The sequence below is a fragment of the Pseudomonas sp. CAU 1711 genome, assembly GCF_039888625.1.
GTDB lineage: Bacteria > Pseudomonadota > Gammaproteobacteria > Pseudomonadales > Pseudomonadaceae > Aquipseudomonas.
Genome location: NZ_JBDQQT010000004.1, coordinates 248,455 through 269,046 on the forward strand (window position 1 = coordinate 248,455; position 20,592 = coordinate 269,046).

At 66.1% G+C, this 20,592-nt stretch carries 16 protein-coding genes; all 16 read left to right on the forward strand.

Annotation, left to right across the window (positions count from 1 at the left end; translation table 11 throughout):
• Positions 1-257: 257 nt before the first annotated feature.
• The 16 genes from AAFN46_RS06365 (at position 258) to AAFN46_RS06440 (ending at position 20,529) form a co-directional block, all read left to right on the forward strand.
• Complete coding sequence (locus AAFN46_RS06365) at positions 258-1,853, forward strand: isocitrate lyase (RefSeq protein ID WP_347807847.1); 1,596 nt, start codon at positions 258-260, stop codon at positions 1,851-1,853.
• A gap of 414 nt (positions 1,854-2,267) precedes the next feature.
• Complete coding sequence (locus tag AAFN46_RS06370; protein ID WP_110683590.1) at positions 2,268-2,681, forward strand: NADH-quinone oxidoreductase subunit A; 414 nt, start codon at positions 2,268-2,270, stop codon at positions 2,679-2,681.
• 10 nt (positions 2,682-2,691) lie between these two features.
• Complete coding sequence (locus AAFN46_RS06375; RefSeq protein WP_347807848.1) at positions 2,692-3,369, forward strand: NADH-quinone oxidoreductase subunit B; 678 nt, start codon at positions 2,692-2,694, stop codon at positions 3,367-3,369.
• Between the two features lie 55 nt (positions 3,370-3,424).
• A complete protein-coding gene (nuoC, locus tag AAFN46_RS06380) occupies positions 3,425-5,206 on the forward strand; it encodes an NADH-quinone oxidoreductase subunit C/D (protein WP_347807849.1) in 1,782 nt (593 codons plus the stop codon).
• Positions 5,207-5,225: 19 nt separating this feature from the next.
• A complete protein-coding gene (gene nuoE, locus AAFN46_RS06385) occupies positions 5,226-5,726 on the forward strand; it encodes an NADH-quinone oxidoreductase subunit NuoE (RefSeq protein ID WP_347807904.1) in 501 nt (166 codons plus the stop codon).
• Positions 5,726-7,075: an NADH-quinone oxidoreductase subunit NuoF gene (nuoF, locus tag AAFN46_RS06390; protein WP_347807905.1), complete on the forward strand. Its 1,350-nt coding sequence runs from the start codon at positions 5,726-5,728 to the stop codon at positions 7,073-7,075. Before nuoE ends, nuoF begins: the two co-directional genes overlap by 1 nt.
• Positions 7,076-7,229: 154 nt before the next feature.
• A complete protein-coding gene (nuoG, locus tag AAFN46_RS06395) occupies positions 7,230-9,980 on the forward strand; it encodes an NADH-quinone oxidoreductase subunit NuoG (protein WP_347807850.1) in 2,751 nt (916 codons plus the stop codon).
• On the forward strand, positions 9,977-10,969 hold the full coding sequence (nuoH, locus tag AAFN46_RS06400) for an NADH-quinone oxidoreductase subunit NuoH (protein WP_347807851.1): 993 nt from the start codon (positions 9,977-9,979) through the stop codon (positions 10,967-10,969). Before nuoG ends, nuoH begins: the two co-directional genes overlap by 4 nt.
• A gap of 12 nt (positions 10,970-10,981) precedes the next feature.
• On the forward strand, positions 10,982-11,530 hold the full coding sequence (gene nuoI, locus AAFN46_RS06405; RefSeq protein WP_347807852.1) for an NADH-quinone oxidoreductase subunit NuoI: 549 nt from the start codon (positions 10,982-10,984) through the stop codon (positions 11,528-11,530).
• Between the two features lie 151 nt (positions 11,531-11,681).
• Entirely contained in the window at positions 11,682-12,191 is a 510-nt protein-coding gene (gene nuoJ, locus AAFN46_RS06410; RefSeq protein WP_347807853.1) for an NADH-quinone oxidoreductase subunit J, read from the forward strand.
• Entirely contained in the window at positions 12,188-12,496 is a 309-nt protein-coding gene (gene nuoK, locus AAFN46_RS06415; RefSeq protein ID WP_347807854.1) for an NADH-quinone oxidoreductase subunit NuoK, read from the forward strand. Before nuoJ ends, nuoK begins: the two co-directional genes overlap by 4 nt.
• Positions 12,493-14,343, forward strand: coding sequence for an NADH-quinone oxidoreductase subunit L (gene nuoL, locus AAFN46_RS06420; RefSeq protein ID WP_347807855.1), 1,851 nt, complete (start codon positions 12,493-12,495; stop codon positions 14,341-14,343). Before nuoK ends, nuoL begins: the two co-directional genes overlap by 4 nt.
• A 13-nt stretch (positions 14,344-14,356) precedes the next feature.
• Positions 14,357-15,886, forward strand: a complete 1,530-nt coding sequence (gene nuoM / locus AAFN46_RS06425; protein ID WP_347807856.1) for an NADH-quinone oxidoreductase subunit M — start codon at positions 14,357-14,359, stop codon at positions 15,884-15,886.
• A 9-nt stretch (positions 15,887-15,895) separates the two neighbouring features.
• A complete protein-coding gene (gene nuoN / locus AAFN46_RS06430) occupies positions 15,896-17,374 on the forward strand; it encodes an NADH-quinone oxidoreductase subunit NuoN (RefSeq protein ID WP_347807857.1) in 1,479 nt (492 codons plus the stop codon).
• A 292-nt stretch (positions 17,375-17,666) separates the two neighbouring features.
• Positions 17,667-19,808, forward strand: a complete 2,142-nt coding sequence (locus tag AAFN46_RS06435) for a methyl-accepting chemotaxis protein (RefSeq protein WP_347807858.1) — start codon at positions 17,667-17,669, stop codon at positions 19,806-19,808.
• A 124-nt stretch (positions 19,809-19,932) separates the two neighbouring features.
• On the forward strand, positions 19,933-20,529 hold the full coding sequence (locus AAFN46_RS06440; RefSeq protein WP_347807859.1) for an NAD(P)H-dependent oxidoreductase: 597 nt from the start codon (positions 19,933-19,935) through the stop codon (positions 20,527-20,529).
• The last annotated feature ends 63 nt before the right edge of the window (positions 20,530-20,592 follow it).

Genomic DNA, 20,592 nt, shown 5'->3' on the forward strand with positions numbered 1-20,592 from the left:
TCCTGAGGGACGGGGAAGCGTTTAGCCGTATCAGCCGGATCGATAGACCCAGACAGCGTCACCCATGGCATCCACGAGCCAGCCGGTGACATCCCTGCTCGGCCTAATCCCACTGTTCGTCTCGTCACCCCTCCTCGCGGTACATCCTCGCCTCGGTCGAATCCTCGACGTCCCAGCGGTAGCCTCCCATACAGCGACCTCATCGCAGGTTCCCGTGGGAAGTCGGTGCTCAACACACACTTTTTGAAGGATTGACCATGTCCGTTTACCAGACCGAGATCAAGGCCGTTGCCGCCCTGAAAGAGAAGTACGGCAGCAGCTGGGGCGCCATCAACCCCGAGTACGCCGCTCGCATGCGCGTTCAGAACCGCTTCAAGACCGGCCTGGACATCGCCAAGTACACCGCGGCCATCATGCGCAAAGACATGGCCGAGTACGACGCCGACTCCTCCAAGTACACCCAGTCCCTGGGTTGCTGGCACGGCTTCATCGGTCAGCAGAAGCTGATCGCCATCAAGAAGCACCTGAAGACCACCGACAAGCGCTACCTGTACCTGTCCGGCTGGATGGTCGCCGCCCTGCGTTCCGACTTCGGCCCGCTGCCGGACCAGTCCATGCACGAGAAGACTTCCGTTGCCGCGCTGATCGAAGAGCTGTACACCTTCCTGCGTCAGGCCGACGCCCGTGAGCTGGACCTGCTGTTCACCGCCCTGGACAACGCTCGCGCCGAAGGCAACAGCGCCAAGGCCGCCGAGATCCAGGCTCAGATCGACAACTTCGAAACCCACGTCGTACCGATCATCGCCGACATCGACGCCGGTTTCGGCAACGCCGAAGCCACCTACCTGCTGGCCAAGAAGATGATCGAAGCCGGTGCCTGCTGCATCCAGATCGAGAACCAGGTTTCCGACGAGAAGCAGTGCGGCCACCAGGACGGCAAAGTCACCGTTCCGCACGCCGACTTCCTCGCCAAGATCAACGCCGTTCGCTACGCCTTCCTGGAACTGGGCATCGACGACGGCGTGATCGTCGCGCGTACCGACTCCCTGGGCGCCGGCCTGACCAAGCAGATCGCCGTGACCAACGAGCCGGGTGACCTGGGCGACCAGTACAACTCCTTCCTGGACTGCGAAGAAATCAGCCCGGCCGACATGAAGAACGGCGACGTCGTGCTGAACCGTGAAGGCAAGCTGCTGCGCCCGAAGCGTCTGCCGTCCAACCTGTTCCAGTTCCGCAAGGGCACCGGCGAAGCTCGCTGCGTCCTGGACTGCATCACCTCGCTGCAGAACGGCGCCGACCTGCTGTGGATCGAGACCGAGAAGCCGCACGTTGGCCAGATCAAAGGCATGGTTGACGAGATCCGCAAGGTGATCCCGAACGCCAAGCTGGTCTACAACAACAGCCCGTCCTTCAACTGGACCCTGAACTTCCGTCAGCAGGTGTTCGACGCTTTCGTTGCCGAAGGCAAGGACGTCTCCGCCTACGACCGCGCCAACCTGATGAGCGTCGAGTACGACGAGACCGAACTGGCCCAGGTTGCCGACGAGAAGATCCGCACCTTCCAGCGCGACGGTTCCGCTCAGGCTGGCATCTTCCACCACCTGATCACCCTGCCGACCTACCACACCGCCGCTCTGTCGACCGACAACCTGGCCAAGGGCTACTTCGCCGACCAGGGCATGCTGGCCTACGTGAAGGGCGTGCAGCGTCAGGAACTGCGCCAGGGCATCGCCTGCGTCAAGCACCAGAACATGGCTGGTTCCGACATCGGCGACAACCACAAAGAGTACTTCGCCGGCGAAGCTGCTCTGAAGGCCAGCGGTAAAGACAACACCATGAACCAGTTCCACTAATAGGAACCGGCTCTGCGGCTCGCCGCAGGTGTTATCAGGGGAAGCCCCGGCAGCGATGCCGGGGCTTCTTCGTTTTCACCCGAAAAGTATTCGGTAAGCGGGTTCTCAGAGCAGCCTGCGCCACCGAACGCCGATCGATATCCGCAACAGTCCGCTGCGCTCATGGATCAATGAGACGCCAGCGCGAGCGACACCCGGGCACGCCATTAGACCAAAGCCACAGACACCGCCACATGTCGTGAGATGCGGCACTTCTCCGACATAAAAGGTCGCTTTAAGCGTTCATTTTTTTATTCGAAAAATTTACTTACCTCTGCCCGCAGGCATAAAATTGCCGCACTACTCTGCAGGGCAACCCGAAGAGGTTGCTCTACCATTATTAAAAAGCCGCCCCTTTATCCAAGGAGATCCGGCATGCCTGATGCGGTATCGACCATGTCCCATAACTGGGCCTTCGCTGTATTCCTGCTCGGAGTCTTCGGGCTGATCGCCTTCATGCTCGGTCTGTCCAGCCTGCTGGGCAGCAAGGCCTGGGGCCGCAGCAAGAACGACCCGTTCGAGTCGGGCATGCTGCCGGTCGGCAGTGCGCGCCTGCGCCTCTCTGCGAAGTTCTATCTGGTCGCGATGCTGTTCGTGATCTTCGACGTCGAAGCCCTCTTTCTCTTCGCTTGGGCGGTCTCGGTACGCGAAAGCGGCTGGGCCGGCCTGATCGAAGCTACAGTTTTCATAGCAATTCTGTTGGCTGGTCTTGTCTATCTTTGGCGTATAGGCGCGCTCGACTGGGCGCCCGAAGGCCGTCGCAATCGGCAGGCGAAGCTAAAACAATGAGGCTTTGGCGATGCAATACAAACTTACACGGATCGATCCGGATGCTCCGAACGAGCAGTATCCGATCGGCTCGCGGGAGACCGTAGCCGACCCGCTGCTGGAGGATCAGGTCCACAAGAACATCTTCATGGGCAAGCTCGAAGATGTTCTCAACGGCGCGGTGAACTGGGGGCGCAAGAACTCCCTGTGGCCGTACAACTTCGGCCTGTCCTGCTGTTACGTGGAGATGACCACCGCCTTCACCGCGCCGCACGACATCGCGCGCTTCGGCGCCGAAGTCATTCGTGCGTCACCGCGCCAGGCCGACTTCATGGTCATCGCCGGCACCTGCTTCATCAAGATGGCGCCGATCATCCAGCGCCTCTACGAGCAGATGCTGGAACCCAAGTGGGTGATCTCCATGGGTTCGTGCGCCAACTCCGGCGGCATGTACGACATCTATTCTGTGGTCCAGGGGGTCGACAAGTTCCTTCCGGTGGACGTCTACATTCCCGGCTGCCCGCCGCGCCCCGAAGCCTTCCTGCAGGGCCTGATGCTGCTGCAGGAGTCCATCGGCCAGGAGCGCCGCCCGCTGTCCTGGGTCGTCGGCGACCAAGGCGTCTACCGCGCCGAAATGCCGTCGCAGAAGGAACAGCGCCGCGCCGAGCGCATCGCCGTGACCAACCTGCGCAGCCCCGACGAAGTGTGAGCCGGCCCACCCGCCCGCTCACTGATGCCGCATACCGCCGATAGCGATCGAGACCATGACTGCAGACAGCATTCTGTCCGTTCCACCGTACAAGGCCGACGACCAGGATGTGGTCGTCGAGCTGAACTCCCGTTTCGGTGCCGAGACCTTCACCGTCCAGAGCACCCGCACCGGCATGCCGGTGCTGTGGGTCGCCCGCGATCGCCTGATCAACGTGCTGACCTTTCTGCGCAACCTGCCGCGCCCCTACGTCATGCTGTACGACCTGCACGGCGTCGACGAGCGCCTGCGCACCCAGCGCCGAGGCCTGCCGGGCGCCGACTTCAGCGTGTTCTACCACCTGATGTCGATCGAGCGTAACAGCGACATCATGATCAAGGTCGCCCTGAAAGAGAGCGACCTCAACGTGCCCACCGTCACCGGCATCTGGCCCAACGCCAACTGGTACGAGCGCGAGGTCTGGGACCTGTACGGCATCAACTTCCAGGGCCACCCGCACCTGACCCGCATCATGATGCCGCCAACCTGGGAAGGTCACCCGCTGCGCAAGGACTACCCGGCGCGCGCCACCGAGTTCGACCCGTTCAGCCTGACCCTGGCCAAGCAGCAGCTGGAGGAAGAAGCCGCGCGCTTCAGGCCGGAAGACTGGGGCATGCGTCGCCACGGCGAGCACGAGGACTACATGTTCCTCAACCTCGGCCCCAACCACCCGTCCGCCCACGGCGCCTTCCGCATCATCCTGCAGCTCGATGGCGAAGAGATCATCGACTGCGTGCCGGACATCGGCTACCACCACCGTGGCGCCGAGAAGATGGCCGAGCGCCAGTCCTGGCACAGTTTCATCCCCTATACCGACCGCATCGACTACCTCGGCGGGGTGATGAACAACCTGCCCTACGTGCTGGCCGTGGAGAAGCTGGCCGGCATCAAGGTGCCGGACCGCGTCGACTTCATCCGCGTGATGCTCGCCGAGTTCTTCCGCATCACCAGCCACCTGCTGTTCCTGGGCACCTATATCCAGGACGTCGGCGCCATGACCCCGGTGTTCTTCACCTTCACCGACCGCCAGCGCGCCTACAAGGTGATCGAGGCGATCACCGGCTTCCGCCTGCACCCGGCCTGGTACCGCATCGGCGGCGTCGCCCACGACCTGCCGCGCGGCTGGGACAAGCTGGTCAAGGAATTCGTCGACTGGCTGCCCAAGCGCCTCGACGAGTACGAGAAGGCGGCGCTGAAGAACAGCATCCTGATCGGCCGTACCAAGGGCGTCGCCCAGTACAACACCAAGGAAGCGCTGGAATGGGGCGTCACCGGCGCCGGCCTGCGCTCCACCGGCCTGGACTTCGACCTGCGCAAAGCGCGCCCCTACTCCGGCTACCAGAACTTCGAGTTCGAGGTGCCGCTGGCCCATAACGGCGATGCCTACGACCGCTGCATGGTGCGCGTCGAGGAGATGCGCCAGAGCATCCGCATCATCGACCAGTGCCTGCGCAACATGCCGGAAGGCCCGTACAAGGCGGACCATCCGCTGACCACTCCGCCGCCGAAAGAGCGCACCCTGCAGCACATCGAGACCCTGATCACCCACTTCCTGCAAGTTTCCTGGGGCCCGGTCATGCCGGCCAACGAAAGCTTCCAGATGATCGAGGCGACCAAGGGCATCAACAGCTACTACCTGACCAGCGACGGCAGCACCATGAGCTACCGCACGCGCATCCGCACGCCCAGCTTCGCCCACCTGCAGCAGATCCCCTCGGTGATCCGCGGCAGCATGATCGCGGACCTGATCGCCTACCTGGGTAGCATCGATTTCGTTATGGCCGACGTGGACCGTTAAGCACATGAGCCAGAGCACTATTTCTTCTCAAGACGTGATCCAGACCGACCGCTTCGAGCTCAGCCAGGCAGAGGCTGAGGCCATCGAACACGAAATGCACCACTACGAGGACCCGCGCGCCGCAAGCATCGAGGCCCTGAAGATCGTGCAGAAGCAGCGTGGCTGGGTGCCGGACGGCGCCATTTACGCCATCGCCGACATCCTCGGCATCCCCGCCAGCGACGTCGAGGGCGTGGCCACCTTCTACAGCCAGATCTTCCGCGTGCCGGTGGGCCGCCACATCATTCGCGTGTGCGACAGCATGACCTGCTTCATCGGCGGCCACGAGGACCTGCTCGGCAGCCTCAAGGACAAGCTCGGCATAGTCCCCGGGCAAACCACCACCGACGGCCGCTTCACCCTGCTGCCGGTGTGCTGCCTGGGCAACTGCGACAAGGCCCCGGCGGTGATGATCGACGACGACACCTACGGCAACCTCGATGCCGATGGCATCGCCCAGCTGCTGGAGTCCTACGCATGATGAAGACGCTCACCTCCATCGGCCCGATCAACAGCGTCGCCCGCAGCGAAGAGACTCATCCGCTGACCTGGCGCCTGCGTGACGACGCCCAGCCGGTATGGCTGGAGGAGTACCAGGCGAAGAACGGCTATGGCGCCGCGCGCAAGGCCCTGAGCGAAATGGCCCAGGCCGACATCGTGCAGACGGTCAAGGACTCCGGCCTCAAGGGCCGCGGCGGTGCGGGCTTTCCCACCGGCGTGAAGTGGGGCCTGATGCCGGCCGACGAATCCATGAACATCCGCTACCTGCTGTGCAACGCGGACGAAATGGAGCCCAACACCTGGAAGGATCGCCTGCTCATGGAGCAGCTGCCGCACCTGCTGGTCGAAGGCATGCTGATCTCCGCGCGCGCGCTCAAGGCCTACCGTGGCTACATCTTCCTGCGCGGCGAGTATGTCGACGCCGCCGCCAACCTCAACCGCGCCATCGCCGAAGCCAAGGCCGCCGGCCTGCTGGGCAAGAACATCCTAGGCAGCGGCTTCGACTTCGAGCTGTTCGTCCACACCGGCGCCGGTCGCTATATCTGCGGCGAAGAGACCGCGCTGATCAACTCGCTGGAAGGTCGCCGCGCCAACCCGCGCTCCAAGCCGCCCTTCCCCGCCGCCGTCGGCGTGTGGGGCAAGCCGACCTGCGTGAACAACGTCGAGACCCTGTGCAACGTACCGGCCATCGTCGCCAACGGCGTCGACTGGTACAAGACCCTGGCCCGCCCGGGCAGCGAAGACATGGGCACCAAGCTGATGGGCTTCTCCGGCAAGGTGAAGAACCCCGGCCTGTGGGAACTGCCGTTCGGCATCCCGGCCCGCGAGCTGTTCGAGGACTACGCCGGCGGCATGCGCGACGGCTACAAGCTGAAATGCTGGCAGCCCGGCGGCGCCGGCACCGGCTTCCTGCTGCCCGAGCACCTGGACGCGGCCATGTTCGCCGGCGGCATCGCCAAGGTCGGCACCCGCATGGGCACCGGCCTGGCCCTGGCGGTGGACGACTCGGTCAACATGGTCTCGCTGCTGCGCAACATGGAAGAGTTCTTCGCCCGCGAATCCTGCGGCTGGTGCACACCGTGCCGCGACGGCCTGCCCTGGAGCGTGAAGATCCTTCGCGCCCTGGAACACAAGCAAGGCACTCAGCAGGACATCGACACCCTGCTCGGCCTGGTCAACTTCCTCGGCCCCGGCAAGACCTTCTGCGCCCACGCACCGGGCGCCGTCGAACCGCTGGGCAGTGCCATCAAGTACTTCCGTCCGGAGTTCGAGGCTGGCGTGGCCAGCACTGCCGCTCCGGTCGGCCGAGCTGAAACCGTGAGTCTATAAAGAACGCACCCTCTCCCTCCGGGAGAGGGTCGGGGTGAGGGACGTTGGCCACACGCCATTTCCCCTCGCCCCGCCCCTCTCCCGAGGGTGGAGGGAAATAAAGCTTTCCATTAGCCAAGCCCGTTTCGGCGGGTAACGAAGAAACCAAGAAACCATGGCCACTATCCACGTAGACGGCAAAGATTTCGAAGTCGATGGGGCGGACAACCTGCTGCAGGCCTGTCTGTCCCTCGGGCTCGACATCCCCTACTTCTGCTGGCACCCGGCGCTCGGCAGCGTCGGCGCCTGTCGCCAGTGCGCGGTGAAGCAGTACACCGACGAGAACGACACCCGCGGTCGCATCGTCATGTCCTGCATGACCCCGGCCAGCGACAACACCTGGATCAGCATCGACGACGAGGAGTCCAAGGCCTTTCGCGCCAGCGTCGTCGAATGGCTGATGACCAACCACCCGCACGACTGCCCGGTGTGCGAGGAAGGCGGTCACTGCCACCTGCAGGATATGACGGTGATGACCGGCCACAGCCAGCGCCGTTACCGCTTCACCAAGCGCACCCACCAGAACCAGCAGCTCGGCCCGTTCATCTCCCACGAGATGAACCGCTGCATCGCCTGCTACCGCTGCGTGCGCTACTACAAGGACTACGCCGGCGGCACCGACCTGGGCGTCTATGGCGCGCACGACAACGTGTACTTCGGCCGCGTCGAGGACGGCGTGCTGGAAAGCGAGTTCTCCGGCAACCTCACCGAGGTCTGCCCGACCGGCGTGTTCACCGACAAGACCCACTCCGAGCGTTACACCCGCAAGTGGGACATGCAGTTCGCCCCGAGCATCTGCCACGGTTGCTCCAGCGGCTGCAACATCAGCCCCGGCGAGCGTTACGGCGAAGTGCGGCGCATCGAGAACCGCTTCAACGGCTCGGTGAACCACTACTTCCTGTGCGACCGCGGCCGCTTCGGCTACGGCTACACCAATCGCGCCGACCGCCCGCGCCAGCCCCTGCTGCTCAACAGCGGCAGCCACTCCACGCTGGGCATCGACGCCGCGCTGGACACCGCCGCCGAGCTGCTCAAGGGCAAGCGGGTGATCGGCATTGGCTCGCCGCGCGCCAGCCTGGAGAGCAACTTCGCCCTGCGCGAGCTGGTCGGCGCGGCCAACTTCTACAGCGGCATCGGCGCGGCCGAGCTGGACAACATCCGCCTGATCCGCGACGTGCTGCAGCACGGCCCGCTGCCGGTGCCGTCGATCCGCGAGATCGAGGACCACGACGCCGTGTTCGTCCTCGGCGAGGACCTGACCCAGACCGCCGCGCGCATCGCCCTGGCCCTGCGCCAGTCGGTCAAGGGCAAGGCCACCGAGATCGCCGCCTCGATGAAGATCCAGGACTGGCACATGGCCGCCGTGCAGAACGTGGCCCAGGACGCGCTCAACCCGCTGTTTATCGCCAGCGTCGACGCCACCCGCCTGGACGACGTGGCCGAGGCCTGCGTGCATGCGGCCCCGGCGGATCTCGCGCGCATCGGCTTCGCCGTGGCCCACGCCATCGACCCGAGCGCCCCGGCCGTCACCGGCCTGGACGCCGAGGCCGCCGAGCTCGTTCAGCTGATCGCCGACGCCCTGCTGGCCGGCAAGCGCCCGCTGATCGTCAGCGGCGCCTCGCTGGGCGAGAAGAGCATCATCGAGGCCGCGGCGAATATCGCCCAGGCCCTGAAGAACCGCGAGAAGAACGCCTCCATCAGCCTGGTGGTACCGGAAGCCAACAGCATGGGCCTGGCGCTGCTTCTGGGTGACGAGCTCGGCGGGAAGTCGGTCGACGCCGCGCTGGAAGCCCTGACCTCCGGCCAGGCCGATGCCGTGGTGGTGCTGGAAAACGACCTGTACCGCCGCGCCGACGCCGCCAAGGTCGATGCCGCCCTGGCCGCCGCCAAGGCGGTGATAGTCGCCGACCACCAGCAGACTGCGACCACCGCCAAGGCCCACCTGGTGCTGTCCGCCGCCAGCTTCGCCGAGGGCGACGGCACCCTGGTCAGCCAGGAAGGTCGCGCCCAGCGCTTCTTCCAGGTGTTCGAGCCGAGCTACTACGACAGCAGTATCCTCGTGCGCGAGGGCTGGCGCTGGATGCACGCGCTGCACTGCACCCTGCAGGGCAAGGCCGTGGACTGGACCCAGCTGGACCAGGTCACCGCCGCCGTCGCGGCCAGCAGCTCCATGCTGGCGGCGATCAAGGACGCGGCGCCGACCGCCTCGTTCCGCATCAAGGGCCTCAAGCTGGCGCGCGAGCCGCACCGCTACAGCGGCCGCACCGCCATGCGCGCCAATATCAGCGTGCACGAGCCACGCCAGCCGCAGGATGCGGACTCCGCGTTCGCCTTCTCCATGGAAGGCTATGCCGGCAGCACCGAGCCGCGCCAGCAGGTGCCGTTCGCCTGGTCGCCGGGCTGGAACTCGCCGCAGGCCTGGAACAAGTTCCAGGACGAGGTCGGTGGCCACCTGCGCGCCGGCGACCCGGGCGTGCGCCTGATCGAATCGCAGGGCAAGGCCCTGGCCTGGTTCGCCGTGCCAAACGCCTTCGCCCCGGCCCAGGGCACCTGGCAGGTGGTGCCGATGCACCATCTGTTCGGCAGCGAGGAGAACTCCTCGCGCGCGGCACCGGTGCAGGAGCGCATCCAGCCCGCCTACGTCGCCATCGCCACGGCCGAGGCCGAGCGCCTGGGCGCCACGGACGGCGCGCTGCTCAGCCTGAGTGTCGCCGGCCAGGCCCTGCGCCTGCCGGTGAAAGTCAGCGAAGACCTGGCCCCGGGCCTGGTCGGTCTGCCGGCCGGCTTCGCCGGCATCCCGGCCGCCATCGCCGGCGCCACGGCCACCGCGCTTGGTGTTGCAGGAACCCAGGAGGCCGCGCAATGAGCTGGCTGACGCCCGAACTCATGGACATGCTGATCGCCGTCCTCAAGGCCATCGTCATCCTGCTGGTGGTGGTGGTCTGCGGCGCGCTGCTGAGCTTCGTCGAACGCCGCCTGCTCGGCTGGTGGCAGGACCGCCACGGCCCCAACCGCGTAGGCCCGTTCGGCATGTTTCAGATCGCCGCCGACATGATCAAGATGTTCTTCAAGGAGGACTGGACGCCGCCGTTCGCCGACAAGTTCATCTTCATGATCGCGCCGATGATCGCCTTCGCCGCCATGCTGATGGCCTTCGCGATCATCCCGATCACCCCGACCTGGGGCGTGGCGGACCTGAACATCGGCATCCTGTTCTTCTTCGCCATGGCCGGCCTGTCGGTCTACGCCGTGCTGTTCGCCGGCTGGGCCAGCGCCAACAAGTACGCCCTGCTCGGCGCCCTGCGCGCTTCGGCGCAGACCGTCTCCTACGAGGTGTTCCTGGCCCTGGCGTTGATGGGCGTGGTGGCGCAGGTCGGCTCGTTCAACATGCGCGACATCGTCGATTATCAGGCCGAGAACCTGTGGTTCATCATTCCGCAGTTCTTCGGCTTCTGTACCTTCTTCATCGCTGGTGTCGCGGTCACGCACCGTCACCCGTTCGACCAGCCGGAAGCGGAGCAGGAGCTGGCCGACGGTTACCACATCGAATATGCCGGCATGAAATGGGGCATGTTCTTCGTCGGCGAGTACATCGGCATCGTGACCATCTCGGCGCTGCTGGTGACCCTGTTCTTCGGCGGCTGGCACGGCCCGTTCGGCCTGCTGCCGCAGATTCCCTTCATCTGGTTCGCCCTGAAGACCTGCTTCTTCATCATGATCTTCATCCTGCTGCGCGCATCGATCCCGCGCCCGCGCTATGACCAGGTCATGGCGTTCAGCTGGAAGTTCTGCCTGCCGCTGACCCTGATCAACCTGCTGGTGACCGGCGCGCTCGTGCTGGCCGCGGCCCAGTAAGGAGAGACACACATGTTCAAGTACATCTGGGATGTGGTGCACGGCACCTGGACCCAATTGCGCAGCCTGGTGATGATCTTCGGCCATGGCTTTCGCAAGCGTGACACCCTGCAGTACCCGGAAGAGCCGGTGTACCTGCCGCCGCGCTACCGCGGCCGCATCGTGCTGACCCGCGACCCCGACGGCGAAGAGCGCTGCGTGGCCTGCAACCTGTGCGCCGTGGCCTGCCCGGTCGGCTGCATCTCGCTGCAGAAGGCCGAGACCGAGGACGGCCGCTGGTACCCCGAGTTCTTCCGCATCAACTTCTCGCGCTGCATCTTCTGCGGCCTGTGCGAGGAAGCCTGCCCGACCACCGCGATCCAGCTCACCCCGGACTTCGAGATGGGCGAGTTCAAGCGCCAGGACCTGGTGTACGAGAAGGAAGACCTGCTGATCAGTGGCCCCGGCAAGAACCCGGACTACAACTTCTACCGCGTGGCGGGCATGGCCATCGCTGGCAAGCCGAAAGGCGCCGCGCAGAACGAGGCCGAGCCGATCAACGTCAAGGGCCTGCTGCCATGATCGCCGCTCCTTACCGCCTCCGACATTCCCCTCTCCCCCCGGGAGAGGGGCCAGGGGTGAGGGCCGTTGCTCCCTGCCCGCTGGAACCCCTCACCCCAGCCCTCTCCCGACGGGAGAGGGAGCAGTTCGCGCATGACTTGAGGTTCTGCTGATGGAATTCGCCTTCTACCTCGCCGCGGGCGTCGCCGTGGCCTCCACAGTGCGGGTCATCACCGGGAGCAATCCGGTGCATGCCCTGCTCTACCTGATCGTCTCGCTGCTGGCCGTGGCCATGACCTTCTTCGCCCTCGGCGCGCCCTTCGCCGGCGCCCTGGAGATCATCGTCTACGCCGGCGCCATCATGGTGCTGTTCGTTTTCGTGGTGATGATGCTCAACCTCGGCCCGGCCGCCGCCGAGCAGGAGCGGCAGTGGCTGACCCCGGGCATCTGGACCGGCCCGGCCATCCTCTCCACCCTGCTCCTGGCGCAGCTGCTGTACGCCCTGTTCGCCAGCCCGAGCAATGCCGCCATCGGCCTGCAGACGGTGGACGCCAAGACCGTCGGCATCGCCCTGTACGGCCCCTACCTGCTGGCCGTGGAGCTGGCCTCCATGCTGCTGCTCGCCGCCCTGGTCGCCGCCTATCACCTGGGCCGCCACGAAGCCAAGGAGCCCACCGCATGAATCCCATTCCCATGGAACACGGCCTGGCCCTGGCCGCCGTGCTGTTCAGCCTGGGCCTGATCGGCCTGATGGTACGGCGCAACATCCTCTTCGTGCTGATGAGCCTGGAAGTGATGATGAACGCCACTGCCCTGGCCTTCGTCGTCGCCGGCAGCCGCTGGGTGCAGGCCGACGGCCAGGTGATGTTCATTCTGGTGATCACCCTGGCAGCCGCCGAGGCCAGCATCGGCCTGGCGATCCTGCTGCAGCTGTATCGCCGCTTCCACACCCTCGATGTCGACGCTGCCAGCGAGATGCGCGGATGAACCTTCTATTCCTTACCCTGCTCTTCCCGCTGCTCGGCTGGTTCCTGCTGGCCTTCTCGCGCGGGCGACTCTCGGAAAACACCGCCGCAGCCATCGGCGTCGGCTCGGTCGGCCTGTCGGCGCTGTGCGCCGCCTGGGTCATGCTGCAGTTCAACCTGAACCCGCCGCAGAACGGCGTATTCACCCAGGTGCTGTGGCAGTGGATGTCGGTTGGCGCATTCCAACCGAGCTTTACCCTGTACCTGGACGGCCTGTCGCTGACCATGCTCGGCGTGGTCACCGGCGTCGGCTTTCTGATCCACCTGTTCGCCAGCTGGTACATGCGCGGCGAAGAGGGCTACTCGCGCTTCTTCGCCTACACCAACCTGTTCATCTTCAGCATGCTGATGCTGGTGCTGGGCGACAACCTGCTGGTGCTGTACTTCGGCTGGGAAGGCGTGGGCCTGTGCTCCTACCTGCTGATCGGCTTCTACTTCAAGCACGTGCCCAACGGCAATGCGGCGCTCAAGGCCTTCATCGTCACCCGCGTCGGCGACGTGTTCATGGCCATCGGCCTGTTCATTCTGTTCCTGCACCTCGGCACCCTGAACATCCAGGAGCTGATGGCGCTGGCGCCGCAGAAGTACGTGGCCGGCGACGCCTGGCTGTGGATCGCCACCCTGATGCTGCTCGGCGGCGCGGTCGGCAAGTCCGCCCAGCTGCCGCTGCAGACCTGGCTGGCCGACGCCATGGCCGGTCCGACGCCGGTCTCGGCGCTGATCCACGCGGCGACCATGGTCACCGCGGGCGTGTACCTGATCGCGCGTACCCACGGCCTGTTCCTGCTGACTCCGGACATCCTCGAACTGGTCGGCATCGTCGGCGGCGTGACCCTGGTGCTGGCCGGCTTCGCCGCCCTGGTGCAGACCGACATCAAGCGCATCCTCGCCTATTCGACCATGAGCCAGATCGGCTACATGTTCCTCGCCCTCGGCGTGCAGGCCTGGGACGCGGCGATCTTCCACCTGATGACCCACGCCTTCTTCAAGGCCCTGCTGTTCCTCGCCTCCGGCGCGGTGATCAACGCCTGCCACCACGAGCAGAACATCTTCAAGATGGGCGGCCTGTGGAAGAAGCTGCCGCTGGCCTATGCCAGTTTCATCGTCGGCGGCGCCGCCCTGGCCGCCCTGCCGCTGCTGACCGCCGGCTTCTACTCCAAGGACGAGATCCTCTGGGAGGCCTTCGCCAGTGGCCACAGCGGCCTGCTCTACGCGGGTCTGGCCGGTGCCTTCCTGACCTCGATCTACACCTTCCGCTTGATCTTCATCGCCTTCCATGGTGAAGCGAAAACTGAAGCTCATGCGGGCCATGGCGTGGCCCACTGGCTGCCGCTGGCGACCCTTATCGTGCTGTCCACCTTCGTCGGTGCGCTGATCACCCCGCCGCTGGCCGGCGTGCTGCCGCAGAGCATCGGCCATGCCGGCGGTGCGGCCAAGCACAGCCTGGAGATCGCCTCGGGCGCCATCGCCCTGGCCGGCATCCTGCTGGCCGCCCTGCTGTTCCTCGGTAAGCGCACTTTCGCCACCGCGGTGGCCCAGAGCGGCCCGGGCCGTCTGCTGTCGGCCTGGTGGTTCGTCGCCTGGGGCTTCGACTGGCTGTACGACCTGCTGTTCGTCAAACCGTACCTGCTGATCTGCCGCCTGCTCGGCCGCGACCCCATCGACCAGGGCATCTACCTGGCCCCGCGCCTGGTGCGCGGCGGCAACGCCGTGCTGGTGCGCAGCCAGACCGGCCAGGTGCGCTGGTACGCCGCCTCGATCGCCGGGGGCGCCGTGCTGGTGCTCGCCGTACTCCTCTTTCTGAGTTAAGGAAAACAGCCTGATGATCCTCCCCTGGCTAATCCTGATTCCCTTTATCGGCGGCCTGCTGTGCTGGCAGGGCGAGCGCTTCGGCAACGTCCTGCCGCGCTGGATCGCCCTGCTCACCATGGGCCTGCTGTTCGCCCTCGGCCTGTGGCTGTGGGCCAGCGCCGACTTCAGCCTGGCCCCGGCGCCGGGTGCCGCCCCGGTCTGGGCCGCCGAGTTCAAGCTGCAGTGGATCGAGCGTCTGGGCATCAGCATCCACCTCGGCCTCGATGGCCTGTCGGTGCTGATGATCGCCCTCACCGGCCTGCTCGGCGTGCTGTCCGTGCTCTGTTCGTGGAACGAGATCCAGAACCGCGTCGGTTTCTTCCACCTCAACCTGATGTGGATCCTCGGCGGCGTGGTCGGCGTGTTCCTCGCCATCGACCTGTTCCTGTTCTTCTTCTTCTGGGAAATGATGCTGGTGCCGATGTACTTCCTCATCGCGCTCTGGGGTCACAGCGGCAGCAAGGGCCACTCGCGGATCAACGCCGCCACCAAGTTCTTCATCTTCACCCAGGCCAGCGGCCTGATCATGCTGGTGGCGATCCTCGCCCTGGTGCTGGTCAACTACGACGCCACCGGCGTGCTGACCTTCAACTACGCCGACCTGCTGAAGGCCGAGCTGCCGGCCGGTACCGAGTACCTGCTGATGCTCGGCTTCTTCGCCGCCTTCGCCGTGAAGTTCCCGGTGGTGCCGGTGCACTCCTGGCTGCCGGACGCCCACGCCCAGGCGCCGACCGCCGGTTCCGTGGATCTGGCCGGCATCCTGCTGAAGACCGCCGCCTACGGCCTGATGCGCTTCGCCCTGCCGCTGTTCCCCAACGCCTCGGCCGAGTTCGCGCCGATCGCCATGGGCCTCGGCGTGTTCGCCGTCGCCTACGGCGCCTTCCTGTCGTTCGCGCAGACCGACATCAAGCGCCTGGTGGCCTACTCCAGCGTGTCGCACATGGGCTTCGTGCTGATCGCCATCTACTCCGGCAGCCACATCGCCCTGCAGGGCGCGGTGGTGCAGATGATGGCCCACGGCCTGTCCGCCGCCGCCCTGTTCATCCTCTGCGGTCAGCTCTACGAGCGCCTGCACAGCCGCGACTTCCGCGACATGGGCGGCATCTGGGCGCGCATGCCCTGGCTGCCGGGCGTCAGCCTGTTCTTCGCCGCCGCCGCCCTCGGCCTGCCGGGCACCGGCAACTTCGTCGGCGAATTCCTGATCCTGGTCGGCAGCTTCCCGGCCGCGCCCTGGGTAGTGGTGCTGGCCGCCACCGGCCTGGTGTTCGGTTCGGTCTATGCCCTGGCGATGATCCACCGCGCCTACTTCGGCCCGGCTAAGTCGGACGAGCCGCTGCAGGGCCTCAAGGCCCGCGAGCTGTCCATGGTGCTGGGCCTGGCCGTGCTGCTGATCCTCCTCGGCGTCTACCCACAGCCGGTGCTCGACACCTCGGCCGCCAGCATGCACGGCGTGCAGCAGTGGTTCAGCGGCGCCCTCACTCAACTCGCTTCGGTCCGGTAATCACGCGCCATGGAACTGACGACTCAACACTTCATCGCGCTGCTGCCGCTGCTGGTCACCAGCGCCACCATCATCCTGGTGATGCTCGCCGTCGCCTGGAAGCGCAACCACGACCTGACTTTCGTCCTCTCGGTGCTGGGCCTCAACCTGGCGCTGCTGTCGGTGATTCCGGCCCTGGAAGTGACGCCGATCCAGGTCACCCCGCTGCTGCTGGTGGACAAGTTCGCCTGCTACTACATGGCCCTGGTGCTGGCCGCCACCCTGGCCTGCACCACCCTGATCCACGCCTACCTGGGCGGTGAGTCGGGCCGCCAGGGTTATCCGGGCAACCGCGAAGAGCTGTATCTGCTGATGCTGCTGTCGGCCGCCGGCGGCCTGGTGCTGGTCAGCTCCCAGCATCTGGCCGGCCTGTTCATCGGCCTGGAACTGCTGTCGGTGCCGACCTACGGCATGATCGCCTACGCCTTCTTCAACAAGCGCTCGCTGGAGGCCGGCATCAAGTACATGGTGCTGTCGGCCGCCGGCAGCGCCTTCCTGCTGTTCGGCATGGCCCTGCTCTACGCCGAGTCCGGCAGCCTGAGCTTCGCCGGCATCGGCGCCAAGCTGGCGGCCGACGGACTGCCCAGCCTGATCGCGCAGATCGGCATCGGCATGATGCTGATCGGCCTGGCCTTCAAGCTGTCGCTAGTGCCCTTCCACCTGTGGACGCCGGATGTCTACGAGGGCGCCCCGGCGCCGGTCGCCGCCTTCCTGGCCACCGCCAGCAAGGTCGCGGTGTTCGCCGTGCTGCTGCGCCTGTACCAGATATCCCCGGTCACCGCCGGCGGCTGGCTGGAGGGCCTGCTCAGCGCGCTGGCCATCGCCTCGATCCTGTTCGGCAACCTGCTGGCGCTGCTGCAGAACAACCTCAAGCGCCTGCTCGGCTACTCGTCCATCGCCCACTTCGGCTACCTGCTGATCGCCCTGATCGCCAGCAAGGGCCTGGCGGTGGAGGCCATCGGCGTGTACCTGGCCACCTATGTGCTGACCAGCCTGGGCGCGTTCGGCGTGATCACTCTGATGTCCACGCCCTACAGCGGCCGCGATGCCGACGCCCTGTACGAGTACCGCGGCCTGTTCTGGCACCGTCCGTACCTGACCGCCGTGCTCACCGTGATGATGCTGTCGCTGGCCGGCATTCCCCTCACGGCGGGCTTTATCGGCAAGTTCTACGTGGTCGCCGCCGGCGTGCAGGCGCAGCAGTGGTGGCTGCTCGGCGCCCTGGTGCTGGGCAGCGCCATCGGCGTGTTCTACTACCTGCGGGTCATGGTCACCCTGTTCCTGGTCGAGCCCAACCTCAAGCGCCACGACGCGCCGTTCAACTGGGGCCAGCGCGCCGGCGGCATGATGCTGCTGTTCGTCGCCCTGCTCGCCTTCTTCCTCGGCGTCTACCCGCAGCCGCTGCTGGAGCTGGTACAGCAGGCCGGGCTGGTGGCCGTCGCCCACTGAGCGGCCGGCCCGATACAAAAAACGCCACGACTCGGCAAACGAGTCGTGGCGTTTTTGCTTATATGAACTTAAGCGGCTCTGCAGCATGCCGCGCGGGGCAAGGTATCGGCCTAGGCCAAGCCGGAGCGGATCGCTCGGCGCGGACACAGGCAACCCGTGCGAAATTCCGAACCCCATGTGCATGATTCTTGCCTAGGGGCTCATGAGCGGCTCAATATGCTCGCAAACAGTCAAGTATCCGCCGCTCGCTCCGATACATGACGTAGCAGTCTGAACTCATAAGGACCCGCCCATGCTGTCGCGCCTGTCCATCCAGTGGAAAATCACCCTGCTCGCCGGCCTCTGCCTGCTGGCCATAGTGACCTTGCTGGTGGGCGCCTCGCTCTACCAGTCCACCCACAGCGCCGCCCTGGTCAAAGCCTCCAGCTCGGCCATGCTGGAGGAGTCGGCGCGCCTGCGCATGGCCGCTCGTGGCGAGCTGCAGGGCATCCGCATCCAGCGCTACTTCATGGATGCCTACCAGTACGGCAAGGGCTTCTCGCGCCAGGTGCTGTTCCTCAAGGAGCAGGCGGAAAAGCGCTTCCTCGACGCCTTCGACCTGCGCGAGGACATGACCCGTCAGGTGCGCTCCGCGCTGGAGGCCAACCCCAACCTGCTCGGCCTCTACCTGGTGTTCGAGGCCAATGCGCTGGACGGCAAGGACGAGCTGTTCGCCGGCATGCCCGAGCTGGGCAGCAACGACAAGGGGCGCTTCTCGCTCTACTGGTCGCAGGGCACCCCGGGCACCCTGGAGTCCGAGTCGATGGACGAGGAGATGCTCGGCGACACCACCGCCGGCCCCAGCGGCACCCCCTACAACGCCTGGTACACCTGCCCCCGCGACAGCCGCATGGCCTGCGTGCTGGACCCCTACTTCGACGAGGTCAACGGCGAACAGGTGCTGATGACCAGCATCGCCTTCCCCCTCGAGCAGGGCGGCAAGGTCATCGGCGTGCTCGGCGTCGATATCAGCCTGGAGAGCCTGCAGCAGATCGCCGAGCAGGCCAACCGCGAGCTGTACGATGGTCAGGGCCATGTGAGCATACTCAGCCCGGCCGGCCTGTTGGCCGGGCATAGCCGCGACAGCAGCCAGCTGAGCAAGCCCCTGAAAAGCGTCTTCGTCGACCAGGGGGCCGAGATCACCGCCCTGCTGGCCGCCGGCAAGGCCGCATTCCTCGAGCACGAGGACGAACTGCGCGTGTTCGAGCCGCTGCTGCCGATCCCCGAGTCCAAGCCCTGGGGCGTGCTGCTGGAGGCTCCGCAGCAGGCCCTGCTCGGCCCGGCACTCAAACTGGAACGGCAGCTGGACGAGCGCCGTACCGGCGACACGGCCTTCTCCATCGGCCTCGCCCTGCTGGCCACATTCGCCGGCCTGCTGCTGATGTGGCTGACCGCGCGCGGCGTGACCCGGCCGATCCTGGGCGTGGCCGCCATGCTGCAGAACATCGCCAGCGGCGAGGGCGACCTGACTCGCCGCCTGGAGTACGCCAAGCACGACGAACTGGGTGAGCTGGCCGGCTGGTTCAACCGTTTCCTCGACAAGCTGCAACCGATCATCGCCGACGTGAAGCGCACGGTGCAGGACGCCCGCAGTACCGCCGACCAGTCCGCCGCCATCGCCAGCCAGACCAGCGATGGCATGCAGCAGCAGTTCCGCGAGGTGGAGCAGGTGGCCACCGCCTCCCAGGAAATGAGCGCCACGGCCCACGACGTGGCCAACAATGCCGCACAGGCCGCCGAGGCCGCCCGCGGTGCCGACGCCGCGACCCGCGAGGGCCTGGCGGTGATCGACCGCACTACCCTGTCCATCGAGCAGCTGGCCAGCGAACTGAACGCGGCCATGCACGAGGTGGAGAGCCTGGCCAGCAGCAGCGAGCAGATCGGTTCGGTGCTGGAGGTGATCCGCGCCATCGCCGAGCAGACCAACCTGCTGGCCCTCAACGCCGCCATCGAGGCGGCCCGCGCCGGCGAGGCCGGGCGCGGCTTCGCCGTGGTCGCCGACGAGGTGCGCAACCTGGCCAAGCGCACCCAGGACTCGGTGGAGGAAATCCGCCAGGTGATCGAGAACCTGCAGAGCGGAACCCGCGACGTGGTCGGTTCCATGCACAGCAGCCACAAGCAGGCGCAGGGCAGCGTCGAGCTGGTCGAGCAGGCGGTGGCGGCACTGCGCCGCATCGGCGACGCGGTGGGCGTGATCAACGACATGAACCTGCAGATCGCCTCGGCCGCCGAGGAACAGAGCGCGGTGGCCGAGGAGGTCAACCGCAACGTGGCCAGTATCCGCGATGTCACCGAGGCGCTGTCCGGCCAGGCCGACGAGTCGGCGCGGGTCAGCCAGAGCCTGAACAGCCTGGCCAACCACCAGCAGGGGCTGATGGATCAGTTCCGCGTCTGATCGCTCATCCAGCGCCCCGCTCGGGGCGCTGGCGTCATCCGTCCGCGCCCCTGGCGCCTCGTCCCTTGCCCCGTTGCAGAGCGGCCGCTAGGCTGCGCGCAGTTATCTGCAAGAGACTTCGCCCATGTTCAATATCGCCCTCATCGCCGGCTCCAGCCGCACCGGCAGCCAGTCCGCCAAGGTCGCCCGCTATCTCCGCCAACGCCTGATCGAACTGGGCCTGACCAGCACCGAGCAGAGCAGCCTGCTCGATCTCGGCGAGCGCGCCCTGCCGCTGTGGCCGGCCGACGACAAGGGCCCCTGGGCCGAGTACCGCCAGCAGTTGGCGGCCGCCGACGCGCTGGTGGTGATAGCCCCGGAATGGAACGGCATGGCCTGCCCGGCGGTGAAGAACTTCTTCCTCTACGCCAGCAAGGCCGAACTGGCGCACAAGCCGGCGCTGCTGGTGGGGGTGTCCTCCGGCATCGGCGGCGCCTACCCGATCAGCGAGCTGCGCGCCTCCGGTTACAAGAACTGCCGCATCGCCTACCTGCCGGAGCACCTGATCGTGCGCCAGGTCGAGGCGGTGCTGAACGAGGGCGAGGCCAGCGGCGAGGACGACCTGCGCATCCGCAGGCGCGCCGACTATGCCCTGGACATCCTCGGCAAGTACGCCGAAGCGCTGAAGCCGGTGCGCGCGGCCATCGACCTGAACAACCCGGCCTTTACCAACGGCATGTGATCAGCAGCGTCCGGATAGGCCCCGCAACTGCCAGGGCATTCAGCGCCTGAAGCCGCTTGGCCA

What these genes read in the sequence shown, in the direction of transcription:
- nuoH (WP_347807851.1), top strand. Translation starts at nt 9,977, where the DNA reads ATGAGCTGGCTGACGCCCGAACTCATGGACATGCTGATCGCCGTCCTC.
- nuoK (WP_347807854.1), top strand. Translation starts at nt 12,188, where the DNA reads ATGAATCCCATTCCCATGGAACACGGCCTGGCCCTGGCCGCCGTGCTG.
- nuoC (WP_347807849.1), top strand. Translation starts at nt 3,425, where the DNA reads ATGACTGCAGACAGCATTCTGTCCGTTCCACCGTACAAGGCCGACGAC.
- nuoI (WP_347807852.1), top strand. Translation starts at nt 10,982, where the DNA reads ATGTTCAAGTACATCTGGGATGTGGTGCACGGCACCTGGACCCAATTG.
- nuoL (WP_347807855.1), top strand. Translation starts at nt 12,493, where the DNA reads ATGAACCTTCTATTCCTTACCCTGCTCTTCCCGCTGCTCGGCTGGTTC.
- AAFN46_RS06440 (WP_347807859.1), top strand. Translation starts at nt 19,933, where the DNA reads ATGTTCAATATCGCCCTCATCGCCGGCTCCAGCCGCACCGGCAGCCAG.
- AAFN46_RS06365 (WP_347807847.1), top strand. Translation starts at nt 258, where the DNA reads ATGTCCGTTTACCAGACCGAGATCAAGGCCGTTGCCGCCCTGAAAGAG.
- nuoJ (WP_347807853.1), top strand. Translation starts at nt 11,682, where the DNA reads ATGGAATTCGCCTTCTACCTCGCCGCGGGCGTCGCCGTGGCCTCCACA.
- nuoF (WP_347807905.1), top strand. Translation starts at nt 5,726, where the DNA reads ATGAAGACGCTCACCTCCATCGGCCCGATCAACAGCGTCGCCCGCAGC.
- nuoG (WP_347807850.1), top strand. Translation starts at nt 7,230, where the DNA reads ATGGCCACTATCCACGTAGACGGCAAAGATTTCGAAGTCGATGGGGCG.
- nuoN (WP_347807857.1), top strand. Translation starts at nt 15,896, where the DNA reads ATGGAACTGACGACTCAACACTTCATCGCGCTGCTGCCGCTGCTGGTC.
- AAFN46_RS06435 (WP_347807858.1), top strand. Translation starts at nt 17,667, where the DNA reads ATGCTGTCGCGCCTGTCCATCCAGTGGAAAATCACCCTGCTCGCCGGC.
- AAFN46_RS06375 (WP_347807848.1), top strand. Translation starts at nt 2,692, where the DNA reads ATGCAATACAAACTTACACGGATCGATCCGGATGCTCCGAACGAGCAG.
- AAFN46_RS06370 (WP_110683590.1), top strand. Translation starts at nt 2,268, where the DNA reads ATGCCTGATGCGGTATCGACCATGTCCCATAACTGGGCCTTCGCTGTA.
- nuoM (WP_347807856.1), top strand. Translation starts at nt 14,357, where the DNA reads ATGATCCTCCCCTGGCTAATCCTGATTCCCTTTATCGGCGGCCTGCTG.